The sequence below is a fragment of the Leptolyngbya sp. PCC 6406 genome (genome assembly GCF_000332095.2).
GTDB lineage: Bacteria > Cyanobacteriota > Cyanobacteriia > Phormidesmidales > Phormidesmidaceae > PCC-6406.
This window is the reverse complement of the sequence record NZ_KI913949.1, coordinates 3,919,857-3,938,768: the sequence shown is the minus strand read 5'-3', so window position 1 is coordinate 3,938,768 and position 18,912 is coordinate 3,919,857. Positions and strand designations below refer to the sequence as shown.

Below are 18,912 nucleotides of genomic sequence, written 5' to 3'. Positions count from 1 at the left end.
ACGGTACGCACTTGCCGACAACTGCTGTTGGTGGAACCGGCTCTGTGGACGTTTGTCACGGTGCTGGGGGTGGAGCCCACCAATAATACGGCTGAGCGTTCTTTGCGAGCTGGGGTGATTTGGAAGCGCATCAGCTTTGGGGCGGAGTCTCAGGCCGGCAGTGAGTTTGTCGCCCGGATGCTGACGACGGTTTCTTCTCTGACGATGCAGCAGCGAGATGTGCTGGACTTTCTCACTCAAGCCTATTGGTCGGCTCGCTTTGGCCAACCGCCTCCTTCATTGCTGCCTTTGGCCACTCATCAGCCTCAAACCCTAATCACGCCGTGACCCCCTGAAGGCTTACCCTCCAACCCAGCTCCTAGTCCATTTTTAATGGACTTAAGCCTGTTAGCCGGGAATTTTGAATTCCCGGCGGGGTGACGGCGCTAATCCCGAACTGACGTTGGGATAGGCAATTTTTTCCCAGTGGCGACAGGTGAGCACTGCCCACTCTACTGGCGATAAGCATTTTTAGAGATCAGCTTTTGCATCGGAACTGTCCTGTGGCTTTACCCACAACACACGATGCTCAACATTTTCGAGCTTGTAGGGCAATGCCATGATTTCAAACGGGAGTTCTTGTTCCCCAATGTCCGAAAGGGGCAAATCAAGCAACTGGTTTTGCTCACAGTATCTTGAGATGAGCTTGAGATAGCGCCGAAGCAGAATCGTAGGGTGGGCATCGCCCACCAATCCCCTAAGCTTTGTTGAATGCCCTACCGCCAAGCGTGCCGCTCACAGGTTCGCCGCGCCAGCCGCACCGTCTCATCCACGCCACTGCGGGCTAGTAGGTAGGGTCGAATTCTGTCGCACGTGTACCCCACCCACCCCACCTCCGCCAACAACAACGGCCACAGCCGCACCGTGCCATCGCTGCTCCCACTGACAATGGTCTCCCCATCGGGGCTGATGGCCACTGAAGTGACCCAAACCGAGCCATCGCTATTAACGGTGTCCTCATCAGGGCTGAAGGCCACTGAAGTGACCCAACCCTCATGGCGGTCTGCCAGGGGCTGTCCCTGGTGATCCCACAGTCGCACCGTGCCATCAGTACTCCCACTGACAATGGTGTCCCCGTCGGGGCTGATGGCCACTGACCAGACCCCACCCTGATGTCCCTGGAAGGGGTCTGTCAGGGGCTGTCCCTGATGATCCCACAGTCGTACCGTCCCATCTTCGCCTCCACTAATGATGTTTTGTCCATCAGGGCTAAATACTACTGATGAAACTGGACCCAGATGGCCGACAAAGGGATCACCAATAGATTGGCCAATGCGATTCCACAGCCGCACCGTGCCATCTTCGCTTCCACTGACGATGTTTTCTCCATCAGGGCTAAACGCAACTGACGAGACCACGTCTTGATGACCTATTAAGGGCTGCCCTATGAGTTCACCACTAATACTCCACAGTTGCATAATGCCAGCATAATCACCGTTAACAATAGTTTCTCCATCTGAACTGAATGCTAATGACCTAATCAGAGCACTAGAATCATCAGAGAGTTCTCCCAGATCTTGGCCAAGCAGATTCCACAAGCGTGGAGGACTACCAAGACCTGCACTAGCCAAAATGAAATTATCTGTATTATTTTCTGGTGGTCTGCCAATATTGCCAAATGCTACTGACCAGACTCTCCCCTCATGACTGATTAGGGGTTCTCCGAGAAGATGTCCTTGACGATTCCATAATCGTACAGTGCCATCTTCACCTCCACTTGCAATACTCTCTCCATTGGGGCTGAAGGCCACTGACCAGACTGCATTCTGATGGCCAGTCAACGGTTTCTCAACGGGTTGACCGACGCGATTCCACTGGCGTACTGTACCATACTGACTTCCACTGATAATAGTCTCCCCATCGTTACTAAAGGCTACTGAGCCAACAAAATTCTGATGGCCAGCTAACGGTTCTCCAATAGATTGGCCAGCACGATTCCACAATCGTACTGTGCCATCCGCTCCTCCACTGGCAATAGTTTCTCCATCAGGACTAAAAGTCACTGAAGCAATCACACCTTGATTACCAGTCCATGAATCACCGATGGGTTGACCTGATCGATCCCACAGTCGGAGTGTGCCATCTTCACTTCCGCTGACGATGTTTTCTCCATCAGGACTAAAAGCAACTGAGTAGACCCAGCCCTGATGAGTTTCCCAGGATTCCCCAATGAGTTGACCATTAGAATCCGATAGTCGTACCCTCCCGCTCCTGCCTACGCTAGCTATGATTTCCCCGTCGGGACTAAATACCACAGAAACAACTGTATTCATAGCATCGGGAATGATCTCCCCACCAATAAGTTGGCCTGATCGATTCCACAACCGCACAGTGCCATCCTTTCCTCCACTAACAATGGTCTCCCCATCGGGACTAAAGGCGACGGAACTGACCTCAAACTGATGTCCCAAGAATGGCTCCCCAATGGGTTGACCTGATCGATTCCAAAGCCGTACTTTACCATCCGCCTCCCCACTAGCAATAGTCTCTCCATCGGGACTGAAGGCAACTGACCAAATTGGATACTGGTGTCCTACCCAAGGCTCTCCGATAAGTTGACCACTTTGATCCCACAGTTGAATGCCATCCATGCCTCCGCCAACTACTAGTTCTCCGTTAGGGCTCACAGCTACGGAAATGGGGCCAACCTCATGAGAGCCAATCACTCGATTAAAGCGAGCATGACGATTACCGAAATCCAAAATGGAATTAGAGACAAGACCCTCTCCCATAAAGCGGGGAAGTTTAACCAAAGGACTGTGCCCTAGGCCAATGGCAGCTAAACCACTGACCATGCTGCCCAGGGGATCGGACTCGGCTAGATTTCTGGCCTCAGCTTCATAGACATCAATTTGTCGTAATGTAGCCCGCCGCACTTGGTATCCAGCAATAATACTAAGTCCTGTGGTCAGTACTAAGCCTATTGATAAAGCCGCTAGTCTTAGACGTTTTAAGCGCTGCTCTCGCTGCGCTGCTTGCTCAGATGCTTGGAAAAAATCAATACAGTGTGGATGTAGAGGTAAGTCGGTAGTTGGGACGAAAGCACGGAGGCGATCTAGATCTGGAGAGCGCCACAATAATCCAGGTGGTCTTTCCTCAGCATCCCAATAGATTGCTGCGGCCTCTAGGCGTTGCTGCAAGCGAATGTCATCCCGACGATCGCCCAGCCAACCCATGAAGCGATCCCAGTGTTTGAACAGCGCTTCATGGGCCACCTCAGCAACCATTTCACCATTCCCATCCGTAGCCAGCGTAATAAACCGCGCCCCCCTCCCCGAATACTTATCAATCACCGCCCGAATCTTGGCAAACCCATATCGCCGAGTGACTAAAGACTTGATCGAGACTTGTCGGCGGGTATCGCGATCGCCCTCCCCAACCTGCACCAAACCAATAAAGACACGCTCCGCGATCTCCTGCTCCGAAGCAGACAACGCAGTATAAATTTCCTCCGCCTTACTGGCCAGCGCCCCACCCACACCACCCATCCCCAGATAAGTCTCCAGAGGTTCCCGGCCAGCCTCCAACCCCTCCCAAATCCGAAATAGAGCATACTGCAACAGCGGCAGCGCCCCCTCCCGTCCCTCCACATGCTGCACCAGCCGATCCACTACAGCCGTCTCCAACGGACGACCCGCCCGCTTCGCCGGTTCAGCGATCGCCCGCCCCAACTCCGCTGCCGTCATCGCCGGCAAAATTGCACTCTGGTCAGAGCCAACCACCTGATTTAACCCCTGATGGCGCTGGGCTTCCCCTAAAAAATCACTACGAAGTGTCATCACCACCGACACATTGCCCGTAGGGTCAGCCGCCGCACATAGCAAATTGTCAATAAATGAGCGGCGAACCTTGGGGTCTTTACAGAGAGAATAGGTTTCCTCAAATTGGTCTACCAACAACACCAACGGCGATGCCGTAATCTGTGGCATCAAGGCCACAATCCGCCGCAACCCATCATCACCCCGCCGTGACAACACATCTTCAAACTCCTCCGTCTTCGCCACCGGCATCGAGTCACCAAAGGCAACCTTGGCCAAAACCCCAGCCAAAGCTTCCAGCGGTTGAGCCCCAGGCCGCATCACAGCTACCCGCAAACGGTTAATACTGGGCAACGGTCGCCGCGTCAATGCTGGCAGCAGCCCCGCCAAAGCCAAGGAAGACTTGCCACAACCCGATGGCCCCAGGATTGGTAACAGGCGGGGGACAGCATCAGCGTAGGTGGATTGCTCATACAAAGTACGCAAGCGTTGCCATAGACGCTCCACCTGTACCTCGCGACCAAAGTAGCGATCAGCATCCTGTTCACCAAAAGCTGCCAGTCCCATGTAGGGGTTTGGGCCAATGTCCCTCTGCTCCACCATCCCTTGGTGAATGACATAGACAGTGTTGCCGTCCCCAGAAATTAGGGTGCTGCTGTTAACAGTACCTTCAACGCGAATACCGCGATCTGACTGATCCGCCATAGCCCCCGATGCCTCTCCCCCTCAGGCTTCACCTTTTGATAGCACAAACCAACATCTTGGGTGGCTAGGCCACCTTGCTTTCTGGCTCCGTCTGGCATCTTCAGACCTTAACCAGGGCTTTGGCCTTAGCGATCCGAACTAGATGCTCGACATACTCGTAGTGTTGCCACCAGCGTTCTTCGGTCTCCGTCAGCCCAACCGTTTGAGTTTTAGTCAACAACTCCTCAACCCGCTGTTGAAGCACCGCTGTGGGTTTGAGCGCTAAGATTTCCTCAGCAGAAGGCAGCGCCGCAAAAAATTCCAGCACATCCGCCAACCCAGAAAATCCAGGTTGCTCTAGCGCTGACCATTCCCGCAGACCCAACTCCAAGATTTCCGGCAATTGCTGGGATACGGAAGTGAGCCGCAAGGCTAAGTCGTCTGGGATATTGATACTAATTTCCACGGATAGCCACCTCCATCATTCAACCCTCGAAGCCCTACAGGATCAGCCCCACCAGGGGCAGCAGCTTGTGGCCATGCTTGCCAAGCCAGCCCGCCGTTGCCTCCACATGGGGCCGCAGCTTATCGATCGCGTCACCAAATCCAGCGAGATCCTTGGCATAGGCTAGCCCCGTTTCCAGGGTCTTAGCGATCGCCCCCTTATCCGGCTCCGGCTTAGCCGCCTCTTGCTCCAGCTTTTGGGCTACCCCCGCCACGATGGGGTCATCCAGTTCCGCCAGAATCGCCCGCAGCGCCTGAATCTCCGCCTGAATATCCACCGTTTCCGGTTCCGGCAGCGCCGCCTGCTGGAAATTCACGGTCACCGTATTACTGTCGCCCGTCACGACGGCGCTGCCGGTGACGCTGCCGCCAATCTACACCGAACGATTCGCGCCGGGGGTGTTTGGAGTAGTCATGGTCAAAAATACTGAGAAATTGCCTGAATTGTACGCTAGGGGGCTAGGGATCTGTCAGTTGTCAATTGGTGCATGGCAAGCCCCCTTCCACCAGCCCCCTTCCACCAGCTCAGCCTGATACGCCATGTCCAGCTTATGTCTGGAGAGCGGTTTACACCCTGCCCCCTTGATCAAACATCCTCTGCCCGTCTGGTCGGGTGGCCATTTTGCGGGGCGGCCAAGCCAAGAGGGTGGGTGCTGGAAGAGTTCCCGCCGCAGATGTTACACAAGCTACATCAATCCCTGGGCAGGGCGTCTAGGATAGTCGGCAATAAAAAGTGAATTTTTATTTACAATTCACTCCTATGGCGCATTATATGCATCAATCCGCTGTTGATTTGTTTCAATTGCTGTTGCAGGCAGGGGCCGTGCCGGGGGAAGACTTTTCCTGTGACGGAGAGCGGCAGGCATTTCACCTCAACGATCGGTGTCACCACCTTTTGCAACACGCCTATCCAGAAGTGGATTGGGAGGATGTGTTGGGAATTTCCCAGGGTTGGTCGGAGACTGCGATTTCAGATCTCCATGCTGCCCTGGGCTGTCCCTTTGTAGACATCCTAGTCGCCACCATGGCCACCAGATTGCCCACCTTGGCGGATAATGCCGCCGCCAGTTACCTCTGTACCCTGCTGATGGGGGTGGATGCCGCCACGGGCATTGTCCTCTATCCTCTGCTGATGGAGCGGCTAGACATGGCCGGACAGGCGCGACTGGAATGGCTACTACGCCAAGTGCCCGAGGAACCCACTGGCCCAGAATGGATTCAGGACTTGGTGCTGGCGGCGGGAGGCACCGCCACCGATTGCCCCATGCAGGGGGATGAGGTGCTACTCACGGAACGGGGATGGACCCTCATGACCAAAGTTTGGCAAGGGGACTGGGCACTCACCCCGGTACCGGATGCGGCCTCTAGCGATGTCGCCTCTAGCGATGCGGCCTCTACCAGATTCTAGCCAGGTCTAGGGTAAACGGATCGCCCTGCACCACGTCAGGTTGCTCCAGAATTTCCACGTCCTGCTGGGGACGGTAGACATAGACACGGCGATGCTTGCGATCAATCAGCCACCCCAGCCGTGCTCCATTTTCCAAGTATTCCACCATCTTGTCCTTTAATGCGGTGAGTCGATCACTGGCGGAGCGTAGTTCAAGGACAAAATCGGGGCAGAGGGGAGCGAAAGAAGCTTGTTGTGTGGGAGTGAGGGCATCCCAGCGGTCGCGGCGCACCCAAGCCGCATCGGGAGAACGTGTGGCCCCGTTCACCAGGGTAAATCCGGTGCTGGAATCAAAGGGTTCTCCACTGCCGTCTTGATCGGCCCAGTTAGCAAGCTGTTGGGCAATCTTGACGTTGCGGTTGCCTGTATCTGAAAAGGCGGGCGGCATGATGATCACTTCCCCAGTGGCGGTACGCTCAATGCGGAGCTCGCGGTTTGCTTGGCAAAACTCGTAAAATTGGGGGGCGGTCATGGGTGCAATCGAGGGGAAATGAACCGCTAGGAGAGCCCGGTCAGTTTGAATATGGACTGTGGCCATGGATTTTTTGATTTTTATCTTTTAGAGTTTTGAGATCCACTTTCAGATCTTTTAAGTAGGTGGACATAATTAAATGCTGTCATTCCGACCAAAGGAGGAATCTCGGACTCCGACAACGACCGAGATGTCTCGACTTCGCTTCGCTCCGTTACTCCGTTGGAGTCGGCACTGTCCTATTAAAGAGTGAGAGCCTCAAATCCCCTGGATAATAGGATTTCAGAGAGTTTCAAGGGGCGCTGAATGAATCCCATGGCCATGGCAGGCGTCGTCCGTTTCTCCAAACTCCAATGGGGCCGCACCCAGTTGTGCATCAGACGCTGGACATTCAAAGCTCGCTGCAAGCCCTCCACCTGCTTGGCATAGTGATTCTGCCGCCTGCGATAGGCTGTTGCCCGTCGCCTCAAGGCACTGTTGAAGGCTTCCAGGTGATTGGCGTGGACCTCGCTGAGGGCACTGAGGGCCGTCCAAGGATGCTCAACTTTGAGCCACTCTACCCTGGGTTCACCTTGAGAGCCTTTGATCTTGATGGCCACCTCTAACCCCTCCCGCCACACCTTGCGATAGGGATAGGCATCGCTGCTGAGGTGGCTCGGCAGATAAACGCTAGCCAGTTTCCACAATTCCTTGCCATAGCGACGTTCACCGTCGGTAAACCAGCGAATCCAAAGGCTGGGTTCTGCCCATTGCCACGCCCGTTGCACCCCTTCCTCAAACAACTGAGCCTGCTTGAGTCCAGCGCTGGCTTCTAGCCAGTAGCGACTCTCTCGCTCAATGAAGCTAATAGTCCATCCCTCGGAGGCTTCGGGGGGGAAGGTTCTCACCGACGCGGGTGTAGAGTTCATCGCCTTCTATCGTGACCTCTCCGCCCTCTGGGGCAGGGGGTGACCAGGCGGGCAGATGAGACGATAACCGTTCTTCCCAGGTGGTAATACTGCTGGGAGATGTCCCCACCACCCTGGCAGCAGCTCTGATGCCGAGTCCTTCGTGGCGGGCATTGAGGGCCATCTCTACGGTGGTGACTGGGGTGCGCAGGCGGGCCATGGGGGTGCCGCTGCGTTCATTGAAGCGACGACCACAGGTTTTACAGAGGTATTGTTGAAGGACTTGACCCGTCTTGAGGGGTTTGGTGCCATTCTTGACGATGGCCTCACTCTGACAATGGATACAGTTCATTGGACTTAAAGGCTTGCTGTATCTACAGTCTAGCTCTCACTCCCTAAGATGACAGTGCCTTGGAGTCGCTCCGCAGCATGACAGAACTACGTTTATTAATGTCCACCTACTTATTTTGCTAGGGTATATCGGATTTGATTAGGGAAATCTTCCATGCCGAAACTGGCCTATAGCAAACTGGCGGAGTGGAGCCATAAACCCCAGGGTGTCCATCTGCTGTTTTGGTATGCCCTGGCGGAGTCCTGCATTATCCCGGTGCCGGTGGATCCGCTGTTGATTACCCTTTGTGCGGGAGCACCGACAAAATCCCTCCGCTTTGGCCTGATCTGTGGTGCAGGCTCGGTGGTCGGCGGGGTTTTAGGCTATGCCCTGGGGCACTATGCCTTTGACAGCCTAGGGCAAACCCTGCTCCAGTTCTATGACCCGGACTTGGCCACGTTTCAGCGGGTGGAAGACATCTATGCACAATGGGGCTTTTGGGGGGTATTGATGGCAGCGGTGACCCCCATTCCCTACAAAATCTTCACCATCGCTTCGGGGGTCTTTGACCTACCCTTTTGGCAGTTCTTGCTGGCATCGATGATTGGGCGCAATGTCCGGTTTGTGGGGGTCGCGATGCTAATGGCGGTGGGGGGCGATCGCCTGCACCATTGGCAAAAGACCGGGGGTGTTCCCCTGGCGGGGGCGATTGTGGGGGGTATGGCGGTGCTGACCCTGGTGGGAGTCTACAGCCTGACCTATCTATAGAAATCTCAGGGATAGAAATTTCAGGGAATGCCCTGATAATAGGTGGATTGTCTTTTCTAGGAGAGGTCCCGCCATGGCGCGACTGTCGGCGGAACTGGAACAGTTTTTTTTCGCGGAGGAGCGCAACGCTAAGGTCACCCTAGGGGATATTTTGACCCTAGCGGGGGAGCGTACCTTTGGCTTTCTGTTTGTGCTGCTGGCACTGCCCTCAGCACTGCCGATCCCGGCCCCAGGATATTCCATTCCCTTCGGTGTGGTGCTGTTTGTTCTGGCGGGCCAATTGGTGCTGGGGCGGCAGCGGCCCTGGCTGCCCAAAGGCTGGCAAGCGAAGGGGTTTGATCTGATTAGATTGCGCCAAGTGGTTAAGGCAGGACTACCCTGGCTGCGCCGTATTGAGGTCCTATCCCGGCCTCGGCTCTCCTATGTTTGCACTACGCCGACGGGACGAATCGTGATTGGAACTGCGATCGCACTCATGGCCATTTCCATGATGATCCCCATTCCCGGCACCAACACCCTCCCCGCCATGGGCATCTTTATTACCGGATTCGGCCTACTGGATGACGACGGATTTATCAGCCTTACGGGCTTAGTCGTGTGCGTCATGGGGGCGACCCTGTCAGGGCTGATCATCTTCGGCGGTTACGAAGGGGCCAAGTTTCTCTTGGAAAAAGCCCTGCCCTTTTTCAGTGCCCCCCGTTAAGGAGTAGAGAATAACGTGGGATAGCCGTCCCGCTGTCCACTGTCAGGCAAGATGCCTGTCCCACAAGACCTGTCAGGCAAGATGCCTGTCCCACAAGAAAAGATGCCTGTCCCACAGGAATTGCACATTAAAGGATCCGGATTCCTAGGCGGATTTCATCTGAAAAATCATCCTGTAACTCAATTCAGCCTGCGGTGCAACCCCTGCCGGGTCGTTGGGCCTGGATCACCTGGAGGCTACCTCCGGCGTGGAGACGTGGCCCTGAAACCTGAAATCCGATCGCTTCCAGCTCTGCCACCAAGTCCACCCCTAGAAGATGCCAAGCGGTTTCAGTTTCAAACAGCCATAGAAAAAGGGCCAGCCCCGGCCAGATGAGGGGATTGTGGGGTCGATGGAAATCTACTAGGGCCAAGGTGCCTCCGGGTTTCAACACTCGCCAAGCATTCTGGAAAATGGCGCGACGCTGATCGCCCACCATCTCGTGCATGGCGGCGCTGGTATGCACGACATCGAATTGATGATCTGCAAAGGGTAAGTCCTCGGCCCAGCCCTCTATAAAGGTGGCCTGGGGGACATTCTTGCGGGCTTGGGTCAGCGATCGTGGAGAGGCATCCAGTCCCGTCACCTGGGCTCCGAAGGCCACTAGGAACCGGGTGGTTTGGCCACAACCGCAGCAGAGATCCAGAATTTGACTGGGGGCTGACAGATTCAACCCCTGGAGTGCCAGATGGCGAAACCGCCACTCTCCCCCCACGCTGAGGGCAGCGGTGCGGGAAATGCTGTCGTAGAGCCACGGGTAGCGGTAACTGAGGGATCGCAGAATGGTTGCCATGGTTCCACGCTGGCCAATACGGGTTGCCCCAGGGGAAGTGTTATTCGACTTGAGCTTCGGAGGGGCTGGTTTCAGTCCCGCCCTCAATGACCAAACTGACCACCTCGGTTAGGGAGGTCACTTCATGCACGGGATGATCCGGCGCACTATGATCTGGCGCATTGGGTACCGGAAGATCTGCGATCGCGCTTGCCTCATCCTCTAATCCTGCCCAATCTTCAAGATCGTCGTGGGCATCCTCAACAACCGTTTCGGAGGCAAGCGGTGACTCAGATATCGTCCCAGTTTCAGTTTGCAGATCCTCACTCGTTGCCATTTCTAGAGAGAAACTGTCCTCTAGGGGAGGTGGGACATCCGCTGCAATAGACTGCGACCCGTCTGTATCGATCGCAGTCTCTGGAGTCACGCTTTCAGCCATAAGGCTCTGGGGCAGGATGCGATTGACGGGGATGCCGATACAGGTAAAGTGCTGAGGAATGCTCTCCAGAGGATAGGGAGCCAGGGCCGCAGTCGCACTCGGGCGCAGGAGCAAAAGCCGCAGGGCACTGAGGGAGACTTGCAGGAAAAGGTTAGCCAGCAAAAAAGCCCCAGCGGCCACACTCCATCCCACTAGGCGACTACGGCCCATGAGGGGGGTGGCATCACTGGCAATGGGGGCAAGGTGATAGATCCATACCAGCACCCAGAGCGATGCCGCCGCCGCCAACAGTGCTGCTAAGCGGCTCAGCCAACCGCGCTGGGCCTGGAGCATCTGTCGCTGGGTCAAGGTCAAGGCCGCAGGCCGCAAGGATAACCCTAGGGCACTGAACAGGTAGACAGGCCGCAACCACTGCATCACCAATACGGGCAGGGAACCCGCGATCGCGATTAGCCCCATCTCTAGCCAGCCTGGAGCCCAGGGATCCCCCACCGCCAACCCCGCTAGACAGGCGTCTAAACAGAGGGGGACGGCGGCTAGGCTACAGAACTGTAGCCATAGATAGGGATCTGTGCGGGAATTTACCATCGCCCTAGGCAGGAGCTAGCGTACGACGTTGGGTCACGAGTTTGAAGGCTTCGATAATGTCACCCTCGATCCAGGCGTTGAAGTTATCGACGCCAATCCCACATTCAAAACCGGATGCGACCTCTTTCACGTCTTCCTTCATGCGCTTGAGGGAATCGAGGTTGCCCTCGTAAACCACCTCACTCTTGCGCCGCACCCGTACCCGACAGTTGCGGGTGACCTTGCCCGACTGGACATAACAGCCTGCAACACTGCCGCGACGGACCCCAAAGACCGCCCGCACTTCCACTTGACCCAGGGGTTCTTCCACAAGTTCAGGCTCCAGCAGACCTTCCATGGCCGCCTGGATATCATCCAGCAGGTTATAGATGATGTCGTAGTCGCGCACATCCACCCCTTGGCGGTCAGCGGCTTGGCGTGCCCCAGAGGCCAGGGTGGTATTGAAGCCCACTAGGGCCGCGCCACTAGCAGCAGCAAGGTCCACATCCGTTTCACTAATCTCACCGGGGGCCGCGAGCAGCACCCGAATCTGCACCTCACCCTGAGGGAGTTGTTGCAGGGCGGCGAGAATGGCCTCGACGGAGCCCTGTACATCGGACTTCAGGATCAAGTTCAGTTCCTTCAGTTCCCCTTCCTGGGCCTGGGCCGAGAGACTGCTCAGGGTCACCCGGCGGGAGGCCATGGCCTGTTGCAGGCGAGACTGGCGCTGGGTTGTGGCCCTAGAATCTGCGATCGCGCGGGCTTCCTTCTCATCGGTGTAGACATCAAACTCATCCCCAGCGGCGGGAACATCCCCAAGCCCCAGCACCTCCACAGCGAAGGAAGGTCCAGCGGTTTTCACTCGATGGCCCAGGTCGTCGATCATGGCCCGTACTTTACCAAAGACAGGCCCCACGACGAGGGAATCTCCGATCTTAAGGGTGCCATTTTGAACCAGCAGTGTCGCCACCGGACCTCGGGCCTTGTCGAGATTGGCTTCAATCACTGTGCCCTTAGCCAAGCGATCTGGGTTGGCCTGGAGATCTTCGACCTCAGAAACCAGCAACAGCATTTCCAGCAAGGTATCAACATTCTCCCCACTAAGGGCACTGAGGGGCACCATGATGGTGTCGCCGCCCCACTCCTCAGGGACAAGACCGTGTTCCATCAATTCCTGCTTAACGCGGTCGGGCTGAGCCGCCTCCTTATCAATTTTATTGACCGCAACCACGATGGGCACCTTAGCGGCCTTAGCGTGGCTAATGGCCTCAATGGTCTGGGGTCGGACCCCATCATCAGCAGCCACCACCAAAATGGCAATGTCCGTGACACGGGCTCCTCGGGCTCGCATCGCCGTAAAGGCTTCGTGGCCGGGAGTGTCTAGGAAAACAATCTGCTGGGATTGTCCCCCATGCTCTATATCGACGTGGTAAGCGCCAATGTGCTGGGTAATGCCCCCTGCCTCTCCCTGGGCTACCTTGGCCTTGCGGATGAAGTCTAGGAGAGTGGTTTTACCGTGGTCTACGTGGCCCATGATCGTGACCACAGGGGGGCGACGCACGAGACTTTCCATATCCGTCGCATCCAGCATCTCCGTGACCTTTATAGCCTCGGATTCAGCTTCAGCAGTCTCCACCAGAATTTCAAATTCCTCCGCCACCATTTGGGCGGTTTCGACATCCAGGGTTTGGTTGATGTTGGTGGCAATGCCCTTGAAAAACAGGGACTTGATGATGTCAGTCTCTGGGACGCAGATCAGATCCGCTAACTCATGGACCGAAAGGCCCCCAGTCAGGGTAATCATCTCAGGACGTTCCTCTTGGGTGCCCTGGTTGCGGCGATCGCGTCGCTGCTGGCGACTGTTGCCGCCCCCTTCTTCCCGCTTAGTGGGTTTGTGCGCCCGTGGGATCGAAGCGGCCTTAGGGGATGGCCCTCCTCTAGCTTTAGGCTGCTTGGCCGGACGGGCCAGAGAGACGCTGAGGTGGGAGGGGGATGTCTCATCCGCATCGCCGTCAGCATCGGTCAGGTCCGCTAGAACCTCATCCTCGTCCTCAATAACACCATGGCCCCGCCGCTTAGTTTTGGCGGTTTTACTGGGCTTGCGCTCCTGCTCCTCGTCCTCCCGCTCCCGAGCGGCGGTAGGCTTGCGGCTCTTGCGCGGCAGGGTGGGTCGCCGTAGGAGGGTTTCGGGATCGTCCCGCTCGGTGCCTAAGCCTGGAGTCGCGTCGTCATCCGTTGCAGTGGTGGCCTGGTCGTCCGCATCCTCGTCTCCTCGCCGACTGGGGCGAGATGCCGGACGCCGCAGTTCTGGCTTGGGCTTGAGTTGGGTGGATTCGTCGTCGTCCACTTCCCGGATGGGAATCGTTCCCGAACCAGAAGCGTCGGGCCGCACAGTGCGATCGCGCTTAATAATCGAAGGCTTAGTGGGCCGCGCTGGTTTTTCAGGGCGGCTCGGAGGCCGCACCAACTCCACAGTAGGTCTGTCGTGAACAATAGGTTCGGGAGCAACAACCAGTTCTTCGTCCTCCCTATCCACCACGGGGGACTCAGCCTCAGCCTCAACAGAGGACCGAGGAGCCACTATCGGCTTAGTGGGACGAGTGGGTGGGGGCGTCGAGGGTCGAGGGGCCGAGGGCTCCCCAACTTCGGGCTGTCGATTGCTGGGTCGTACTGGACGGCTAGGCCGACTCGGTGGGGGCGTGACAGTGGCGGTATCGCCACCACCCTGAGGTGGCGACGGCTGAGACGCTTCTACCGATTGAGGCGATGGCGCTTCCGGTGGCTTAGCCGTCGTCTTCGGCTTGTGACGACGAATTTCTAGGATTTCTTGCTTCCGCACGGGGCGTTTTTCGGTTTTAGGGAGGTCTTCAGGGGCCTGACGGTTACGGGGAGGCGATGGCTTATTGGGCTTCAAGGCAGTTTTTCCACCGACCTGCTGCAATTCCGCACGAATCCGAGCAGCATCCTCATCTGGGATCGTACTACTATGGCTCTTCACTGCAATATCGAGCCGCTCACAAACCGCCAGAATATCTTTATTTTCCAAATTGAGTTCCCGTGACAACTCATATATTCTGACTTTGCCGTTAATCATCCAAAACTCCCTCGTTCAGTACCGCTATGCCATAAAAACAGACCCGCTTTGCTAGACGAAACCTACATCAACCCAACTAGACGAAAGTATTTCATCAGGACTCAAGCTGTCAAAACCAGACCATGACCCCGGACACGGGGCTGGCCTGAGCCATGCCGTCAATCCTCGGGGGACGACCGTCCCTTGTGGATTCACCGTACCCCCTGTTATCAGGGTAATCAGTTCACGCCCCATCACTACATTCTAGTGATCAGCTTACCTAGCCTAGCAGGGGGACAGGGGTGAGTCACCACTCTTTATGCTAATTCGCAGATTTACTCTGTGACGAATCAAGTCGAGCCCACAGTTGATCGTAAATATAATCCGGCACCGATGCCCGTAACGCTTTGCCCAAGCGATTCTTCTTTTGGGCGATGCGCAGACAGTCGGCGGTGGGGCACAGGTAGGCTGAGCGGCCCATACCCGTGTCTAGCTGAGCGATTCGGGTTGGGTAGAGTCGCACAACTCGCCAGAACTGGGCCTTAGGCGCAATTCTCCGGCAGCTAATACAGCATCGATAGTTGGGCTCCATCGCTGAAATTCCAAAGCTCCGGCCATTTCTCGAAAAGAAAGTTCCTGCATTAGGGGTACGACGGCGCGGTGTCCTCCAGATCGGAATCCATCTCCACCGATGCCTCAATCGGTGCGTCAGGGTCTTCATCCTCGGCTCCCTCACTGGCTGCGATGGACTCTCCGGGATCCTCTTCAGGGGACTCCGTGGCTTCCGCCGCTTCCGCCTCAGCCGCTTCCGCTGCTTCTGCTGCTTCCAGGGCTTCCGCCTCAGCCGCTGCTTCTGCTGCTTCCAGGGCTTCCGCCTCAGCCGCTTCTGCCGCTGCTTCTGCTGCTTCCAGGGCCGCCGCCTCAGCCGCTTCCGCCGCTGCTTGGTGCGCCGCTAGGAGATCGGAAAATTTCTGATCTTCCCCAGCGTAGTCATACTTGGCCGTATCTTTGATGTCGATTTTCCAGCCCGTCAGTCGCGCCGCTAGCCGTACATTCTGCCCCTCTTTACCAATCGCCAAACTGAGTTGATCCTCCGGCACCAGTACATGGGCTTGACGATCTTCAGGATCCATCAAGCGCACCTCATCCACTCGGGCAGGACTAAGGGCATTGGCGATGTAGGTAGCGGGATCCAGGGAATAGCGAATGACATCGATTTTCTCCCCCCGCAGCTCATTCACCACCACCTGAATCCGCGATCCGCGCGCACCGATGCAAGCCCCTACCGGATCCACGTCGCGCTCCACCGTATCCACAGCAATCTTGGTGCGCGGCCCCACGGAACGGGAGGGGGGATTGGCTTCGCGGGCAACGGCTCGTACCACTACGATCTCGTCCTCAATTTCCGGCACTTCGGTGGAAAACAGTTCTACCACCAGAGCCGCATCGGCACGGGACACTAAGAGTTGAGGCCCCCGATGGGAGCCTTCTGACACCCGCTTCAACACCACCCGAAATTTCATGCTGGGGCGGTAGTTATCGTTGGGGAGCTGGTCACGCTTAAGAAGTTCCGCCTCAACTTCAGGCTGTCCCTGGCCGCTGCTAACGGTCATAATCACCGACTGGCGCTCGAACCGCTGCACCGTGGCCAGCAGCACTTCCCCTTCTAGGTCTTGGAATTCTTCCTGGATGAGGCGGCGCTGCTGATCCCGCAGTTTTTGGGCTAGCACCTGCTTGGTCTGAATTGCCGCCATGCGGCCAAAATCTTTTTGTTCGGGGGTGACATCTAGGACGACCGTATCCCCCACTTGGGCCTCGGGAGCCACCTCTAGGACCTCAGAGAGGGCAATTTCGTGGTCTGGATTGCTAACTTCTTCGACAATGGTTTTGGTGGCTAGAACCCGAAACCCTTGGTCGTCTTCGTATTCCGTATCTAGCTCGACATCGAAGTTGTCGAAGTAGTCTTCTTCAAATTGCACGCCATCGGCGAGGCGCTGGGTACGACGAAACCGCTCGTAGCCCTTCAGCAAGGCTTCCCGCAGAGCATTCTCTACGGCATGTTTGGGCAGGTTGCGCTCTTGGCTAATGTTGTCGATTAAGTCCTGTAGGTTGGGGAGGCTAACCAGGGACATGCCATTTCTCCTTCAAACGAAACTGTGGCGCTAGGGCTGTAAAGACGGAAAGGGCAGCGGCATCAGTGCAGGGGTAGTGTATTACCGCTGACGCTTATGCGCTAACCGTAAAGAGATTGGAACAGGGTGGAGGGGAGCGCAGCGGATTCCAAGCGACTGCACCGCTCACGCATCGGGAGACTGATCACTGAGTTGGACAGTTGCCACCAGGGCACGGGGCAGTTTTAGCGATCGCCCCTTGAGATTGAGATAAATCTGCTCTGGGTCGCGGCGAATGAGTTGCCCCAACCAAGTCCGCCGATCTTTATAGGGTTCGCTGAGTTCTACCTCCACCATGAATCCTTTGAAGACCACAAAATCCCGATCCGTTTCCAGAATGGGAGAGACACCAGGGCTCGAAATTTCCAGGACGTAGGCGTCTGGAATCAGAGCATGGGTTTCTAGGACATCCGCTAGGGCCTGACTCATGCGTTCGCAGTCATCCAACCCGGTGTCTTCTTGGTGACAGTTGCGCACATCTAATCTCAAAACCGGCGGAGACTGGTTGGTTTGAAACACCGCTCCGACTACCTCTAGCCCTAATTCTTGGGCAACAGGACTAGCCAAATCTAGGACTTGGGGGATGAGGGGATGGGCCATAGCAACTCCAATATCCAATAAAAAAAGTGGGGGTTGCCCACTTCCCTTGAATCTTAGAATCAGGGGGGAGCCGCACCGTAGTACTGCTCCGGAGCTGCACCGTAGTACTGCCCCGCTGAGCTAGCACTCTATGGTGCTACTCCGCTGAGCTAGTGTAACCCATGTTCTTGCATAACGTCTCTTGCGAAGTGCCTTTAGGACTTCTGCTGGGTGATGTTGTAGATGCGGTAGCTTTCCTCCATCAGTCGCTCTACATCTTCGTCTTCGAGCTGCTTGACGTAGTTGATTTTGACTTCATCCAGCAGGGTGATGAGCAGGGTCTGGATTTCCTCTAAGGTTTTGCCCTCTTGGACCTGGGTTTGCACGGCTTCCCCAAAGCGGGCCACGAGTTTTTGGGTCAGTTCCGCTCCTTTTTCATCCTGTAGGGCTCCGGTCATCGCTTTGTATAAATTTTGGGATACCTGACCCACCACCTGTTGGGAGATCTGTTCGGGGAGGGAGCCTAGGCCGGGAATTTGGCGAAAACTTTGGTAGCCCGGAGCCTGGTTAAAGGCGTTGGTGACGTTGTGGTTGAGTAGGGCATCCAGCTCTGGCTTGATCTCAGGGAGCACTTTGTACAAGACTAGGCTGCTGATCTGTTGAGAAATGACCTCTAACTCGTTAACGCCATTCAGGTCGATGTAGCGACGTCCAGACCCGGCATTGAGTACCCAGCGACTAATGCTGCCATTGCGGAGCAGGTTTTGGACTTGGTCAATGATGCGGAGGATGACGACCTCGGTTAATTCAACGGCAAAGTTGGTGACGAAAACGTGGCTAATGCGGCTACGAAGGGGAACGAGGTTAACGAGGCGGGACTGGTTGAGACGAATCATGACGGGGATGACCCGCAGCCAGCGCCAGAAGGGAATGAAGAAAAAGAGGTCATACCAGCGCAGCAACACGGCATCCAGCAGGTTGGTGTTTTGGTAGCGGCGGCTGATGTAGACGCTGCGGGCAAAGAGTTCTAGGGCAAATAGACTGACGAACCAGCTATCTAGCAATAGCCAAAACAGGTTGATGGGACCACCATCTTCCCCTAACCCTCGAAAGAAGTTGGTGTTCATGAGGGGTTGGATTTCGCTGTTGAAGTATTGAATCTCTCGACTCCAGCCTGCTTCGGAAAGGTAGTTCACGCTCCAGAAGGTGTCGAAGGAGCCTTTGGCGGACTCGATGCCGACGCGATCGCGCATCATATTTTTAATCTGTTCCAGGGTGCCGGACTTTTCTGCAATCTGGAAGGGATTTTCGTCGATCATGGTGCCGCTGAGCTGGCGAAGTTCACTCAGCAGGGTTTGGGCCTGAATGGACTGGAGACCCGTTTGGGCGACCTGTTCCTCTAGGCGTTCGACGGTGTTGAGGTATGCCTCGGTGGCTCGCTCGGGTTCAATGCCCTTGAAGGTTTCTCCATACCAGGTGGTGAGTTCTGGAAAAAATCGCAGGTGCAGATCCCGAAAGCGAATGTAGCTGGTGTCGTAGAGGACCACAATCAGGTTCACGAGGGCGATTAGGGCCATGATGCGCTCGAACCAGAGGGCCGTGCGCTTGGTGGGACGCAGCTTGCGGGGGCGGGAGAGGGTCATGGGGGAGTGGGGGAGTGGGGGAGTGGGGGAGTGGGG

Annotated in this window: 16 protein-coding genes and 1 pseudogene; 4 read left to right on the top strand and 13 right to left on the bottom strand. The window is 56.1% G+C overall.

The window, feature by feature from the left end:
• Window positions 1-327: pseudogene (locus LEP6406_RS34415) on the top strand (IS66 family transposase); the annotation flags it as partial.
• A gap of 183 nt (window positions 328-510) precedes the next feature.
• Here the strand turns inward: LEP6406_RS34415 and LEP6406_RS0217400 are convergent.
• From LEP6406_RS0217400 to LEP6406_RS28685, 4 genes are all read right to left on the bottom strand, one after another.
• Window positions 511-729, bottom strand: a complete 219-nt coding sequence (locus LEP6406_RS0217400; protein ID WP_155834711.1) for a hypothetical protein — start codon at window positions 727-729, stop codon at window positions 511-513.
• 26 nt (window positions 730-755) lie between these two features.
• Window positions 756-4,502 (bottom strand): WD40 repeat domain-containing protein, encoded by a 3,747-nt coding sequence (locus tag LEP6406_RS30480; protein ID WP_008316933.1) that lies wholly within the window; start codon window positions 4,500-4,502, stop codon window positions 756-758.
• A 100-nt stretch (window positions 4,503-4,602) separates the two neighbouring features.
• Window positions 4,603-4,947 (bottom strand): hypothetical protein, encoded by a 345-nt coding sequence (locus tag LEP6406_RS0217390; protein WP_008316934.1) that lies wholly within the window; start codon window positions 4,945-4,947, stop codon window positions 4,603-4,605.
• A 34-nt stretch (window positions 4,948-4,981) separates the two neighbouring features.
• Window positions 4,982-5,329: a hypothetical protein gene (locus LEP6406_RS28685; protein ID WP_008316935.1), complete on the bottom strand. Its 348-nt coding sequence runs from the start codon at window positions 5,327-5,329 to the stop codon at window positions 4,982-4,984.
• 428 nt (window positions 5,330-5,757) lie between these two features.
• Here LEP6406_RS28685 and LEP6406_RS0217380 point away from each other — a divergent pair, with 428 nt between their 5' ends.
• A complete protein-coding gene (locus tag LEP6406_RS0217380; RefSeq protein ID WP_027269225.1) occupies window positions 5,758-6,393 on the top strand; it encodes a hypothetical protein in 636 nt (211 codons plus the stop codon).
• Here the strand turns inward: LEP6406_RS0217380 and LEP6406_RS0217375 are convergent.
• Entirely contained in the window at window positions 6,380-6,970 is a 591-nt protein-coding gene (locus LEP6406_RS0217375) for a Uma2 family endonuclease (protein ID WP_008316938.1), read from the bottom strand. The genes LEP6406_RS0217380 and LEP6406_RS0217375 overlap by 14 nt on opposite strands.
• Before the next feature lie 176 nt (window positions 6,971-7,146).
• Window positions 7,147-8,143 (bottom strand): IS1/IS1595 family N-terminal zinc-binding domain-containing protein gene (locus tag LEP6406_RS0217370; RefSeq protein WP_155834612.1). Its coding sequence is split into 2 segments (ribosomal slippage): window positions 7,147-7,779 and window positions 7,781-8,143, totalling 996 coding nucleotides; the frame shifts between segments, so codons are not numbered across the junction.
• Window positions 8,144-8,296: 153 nt separating this feature from the next.
• On the opposite strand from LEP6406_RS0217370, the gene LEP6406_RS28680 reads away from it, so the two are divergent.
• Both LEP6406_RS28680 and LEP6406_RS0217355 read left to right on the top strand, forming a co-directional pair.
• Window positions 8,297-8,890 carry a YqaA family protein gene (locus LEP6406_RS28680; protein ID WP_008308512.1) on the top strand — a complete coding sequence of 198 codons (594 nt, stop codon included), beginning with the start codon at window positions 8,297-8,299 and terminating at the stop codon, window positions 8,888-8,890.
• Between the two features lie 73 nt (window positions 8,891-8,963).
• A complete protein-coding gene (locus LEP6406_RS0217355) occupies window positions 8,964-9,593 on the top strand; it encodes an exopolysaccharide biosynthesis protein (RefSeq protein WP_008308511.1) in 630 nt (209 codons plus the stop codon).
• A gap of 184 nt (window positions 9,594-9,777) precedes the next feature.
• Here the strand turns inward: LEP6406_RS0217355 and LEP6406_RS0217350 are convergent, their stop codons facing one another.
• From LEP6406_RS0217350 to LEP6406_RS0217325, 7 genes are all read right to left on the bottom strand, one after another.
• A complete protein-coding gene (locus LEP6406_RS0217350; protein ID WP_008308510.1) occupies window positions 9,778-10,425 on the bottom strand; it encodes a class I SAM-dependent methyltransferase in 648 nt (215 codons plus the stop codon).
• 40 nt (window positions 10,426-10,465) lie between these two features.
• Entirely contained in the window at window positions 10,466-11,431 is a 966-nt protein-coding gene (locus LEP6406_RS30475; protein ID WP_008308509.1) for a low-complexity tail membrane protein, read from the bottom strand.
• A 4-nt stretch (window positions 11,432-11,435) separates the two neighbouring features.
• Window positions 11,436-14,504, bottom strand: a complete 3,069-nt coding sequence (infB, locus tag LEP6406_RS0217340) for a translation initiation factor IF-2 (RefSeq protein ID WP_008308508.1) — start codon at window positions 14,502-14,504, stop codon at window positions 11,436-11,438.
• Between the two features lie 301 nt (window positions 14,505-14,805).
• Window positions 14,806-15,075 (bottom strand): YlxR family protein, encoded by a 270-nt coding sequence (locus LEP6406_RS31410; RefSeq protein ID WP_008308507.1) that lies wholly within the window; start codon window positions 15,073-15,075, stop codon window positions 14,806-14,808.
• Between the two features lie 49 nt (window positions 15,076-15,124).
• On the bottom strand, window positions 15,125-16,615 hold the full coding sequence (gene nusA / locus LEP6406_RS28670; RefSeq protein WP_008308506.1) for a transcription termination factor NusA: 1,491 nt from the start codon (window positions 16,613-16,615) through the stop codon (window positions 15,125-15,127).
• Window positions 16,616-16,780: 165 nt separating this feature from the next.
• Window positions 16,781-17,254 carry a ribosome maturation factor RimP gene (gene rimP / locus LEP6406_RS0217330; RefSeq protein WP_008308505.1) on the bottom strand — a complete coding sequence of 158 codons (474 nt, stop codon included), beginning with the start codon at window positions 17,252-17,254 and terminating at the stop codon, window positions 16,781-16,783.
• Between the two features lie 194 nt (window positions 17,255-17,448).
• Window positions 17,449-18,912: hypothetical protein (locus LEP6406_RS0217325; RefSeq protein WP_225886566.1), on the bottom strand; the 1,464-nt coding region annotated here is incomplete at its 5' end.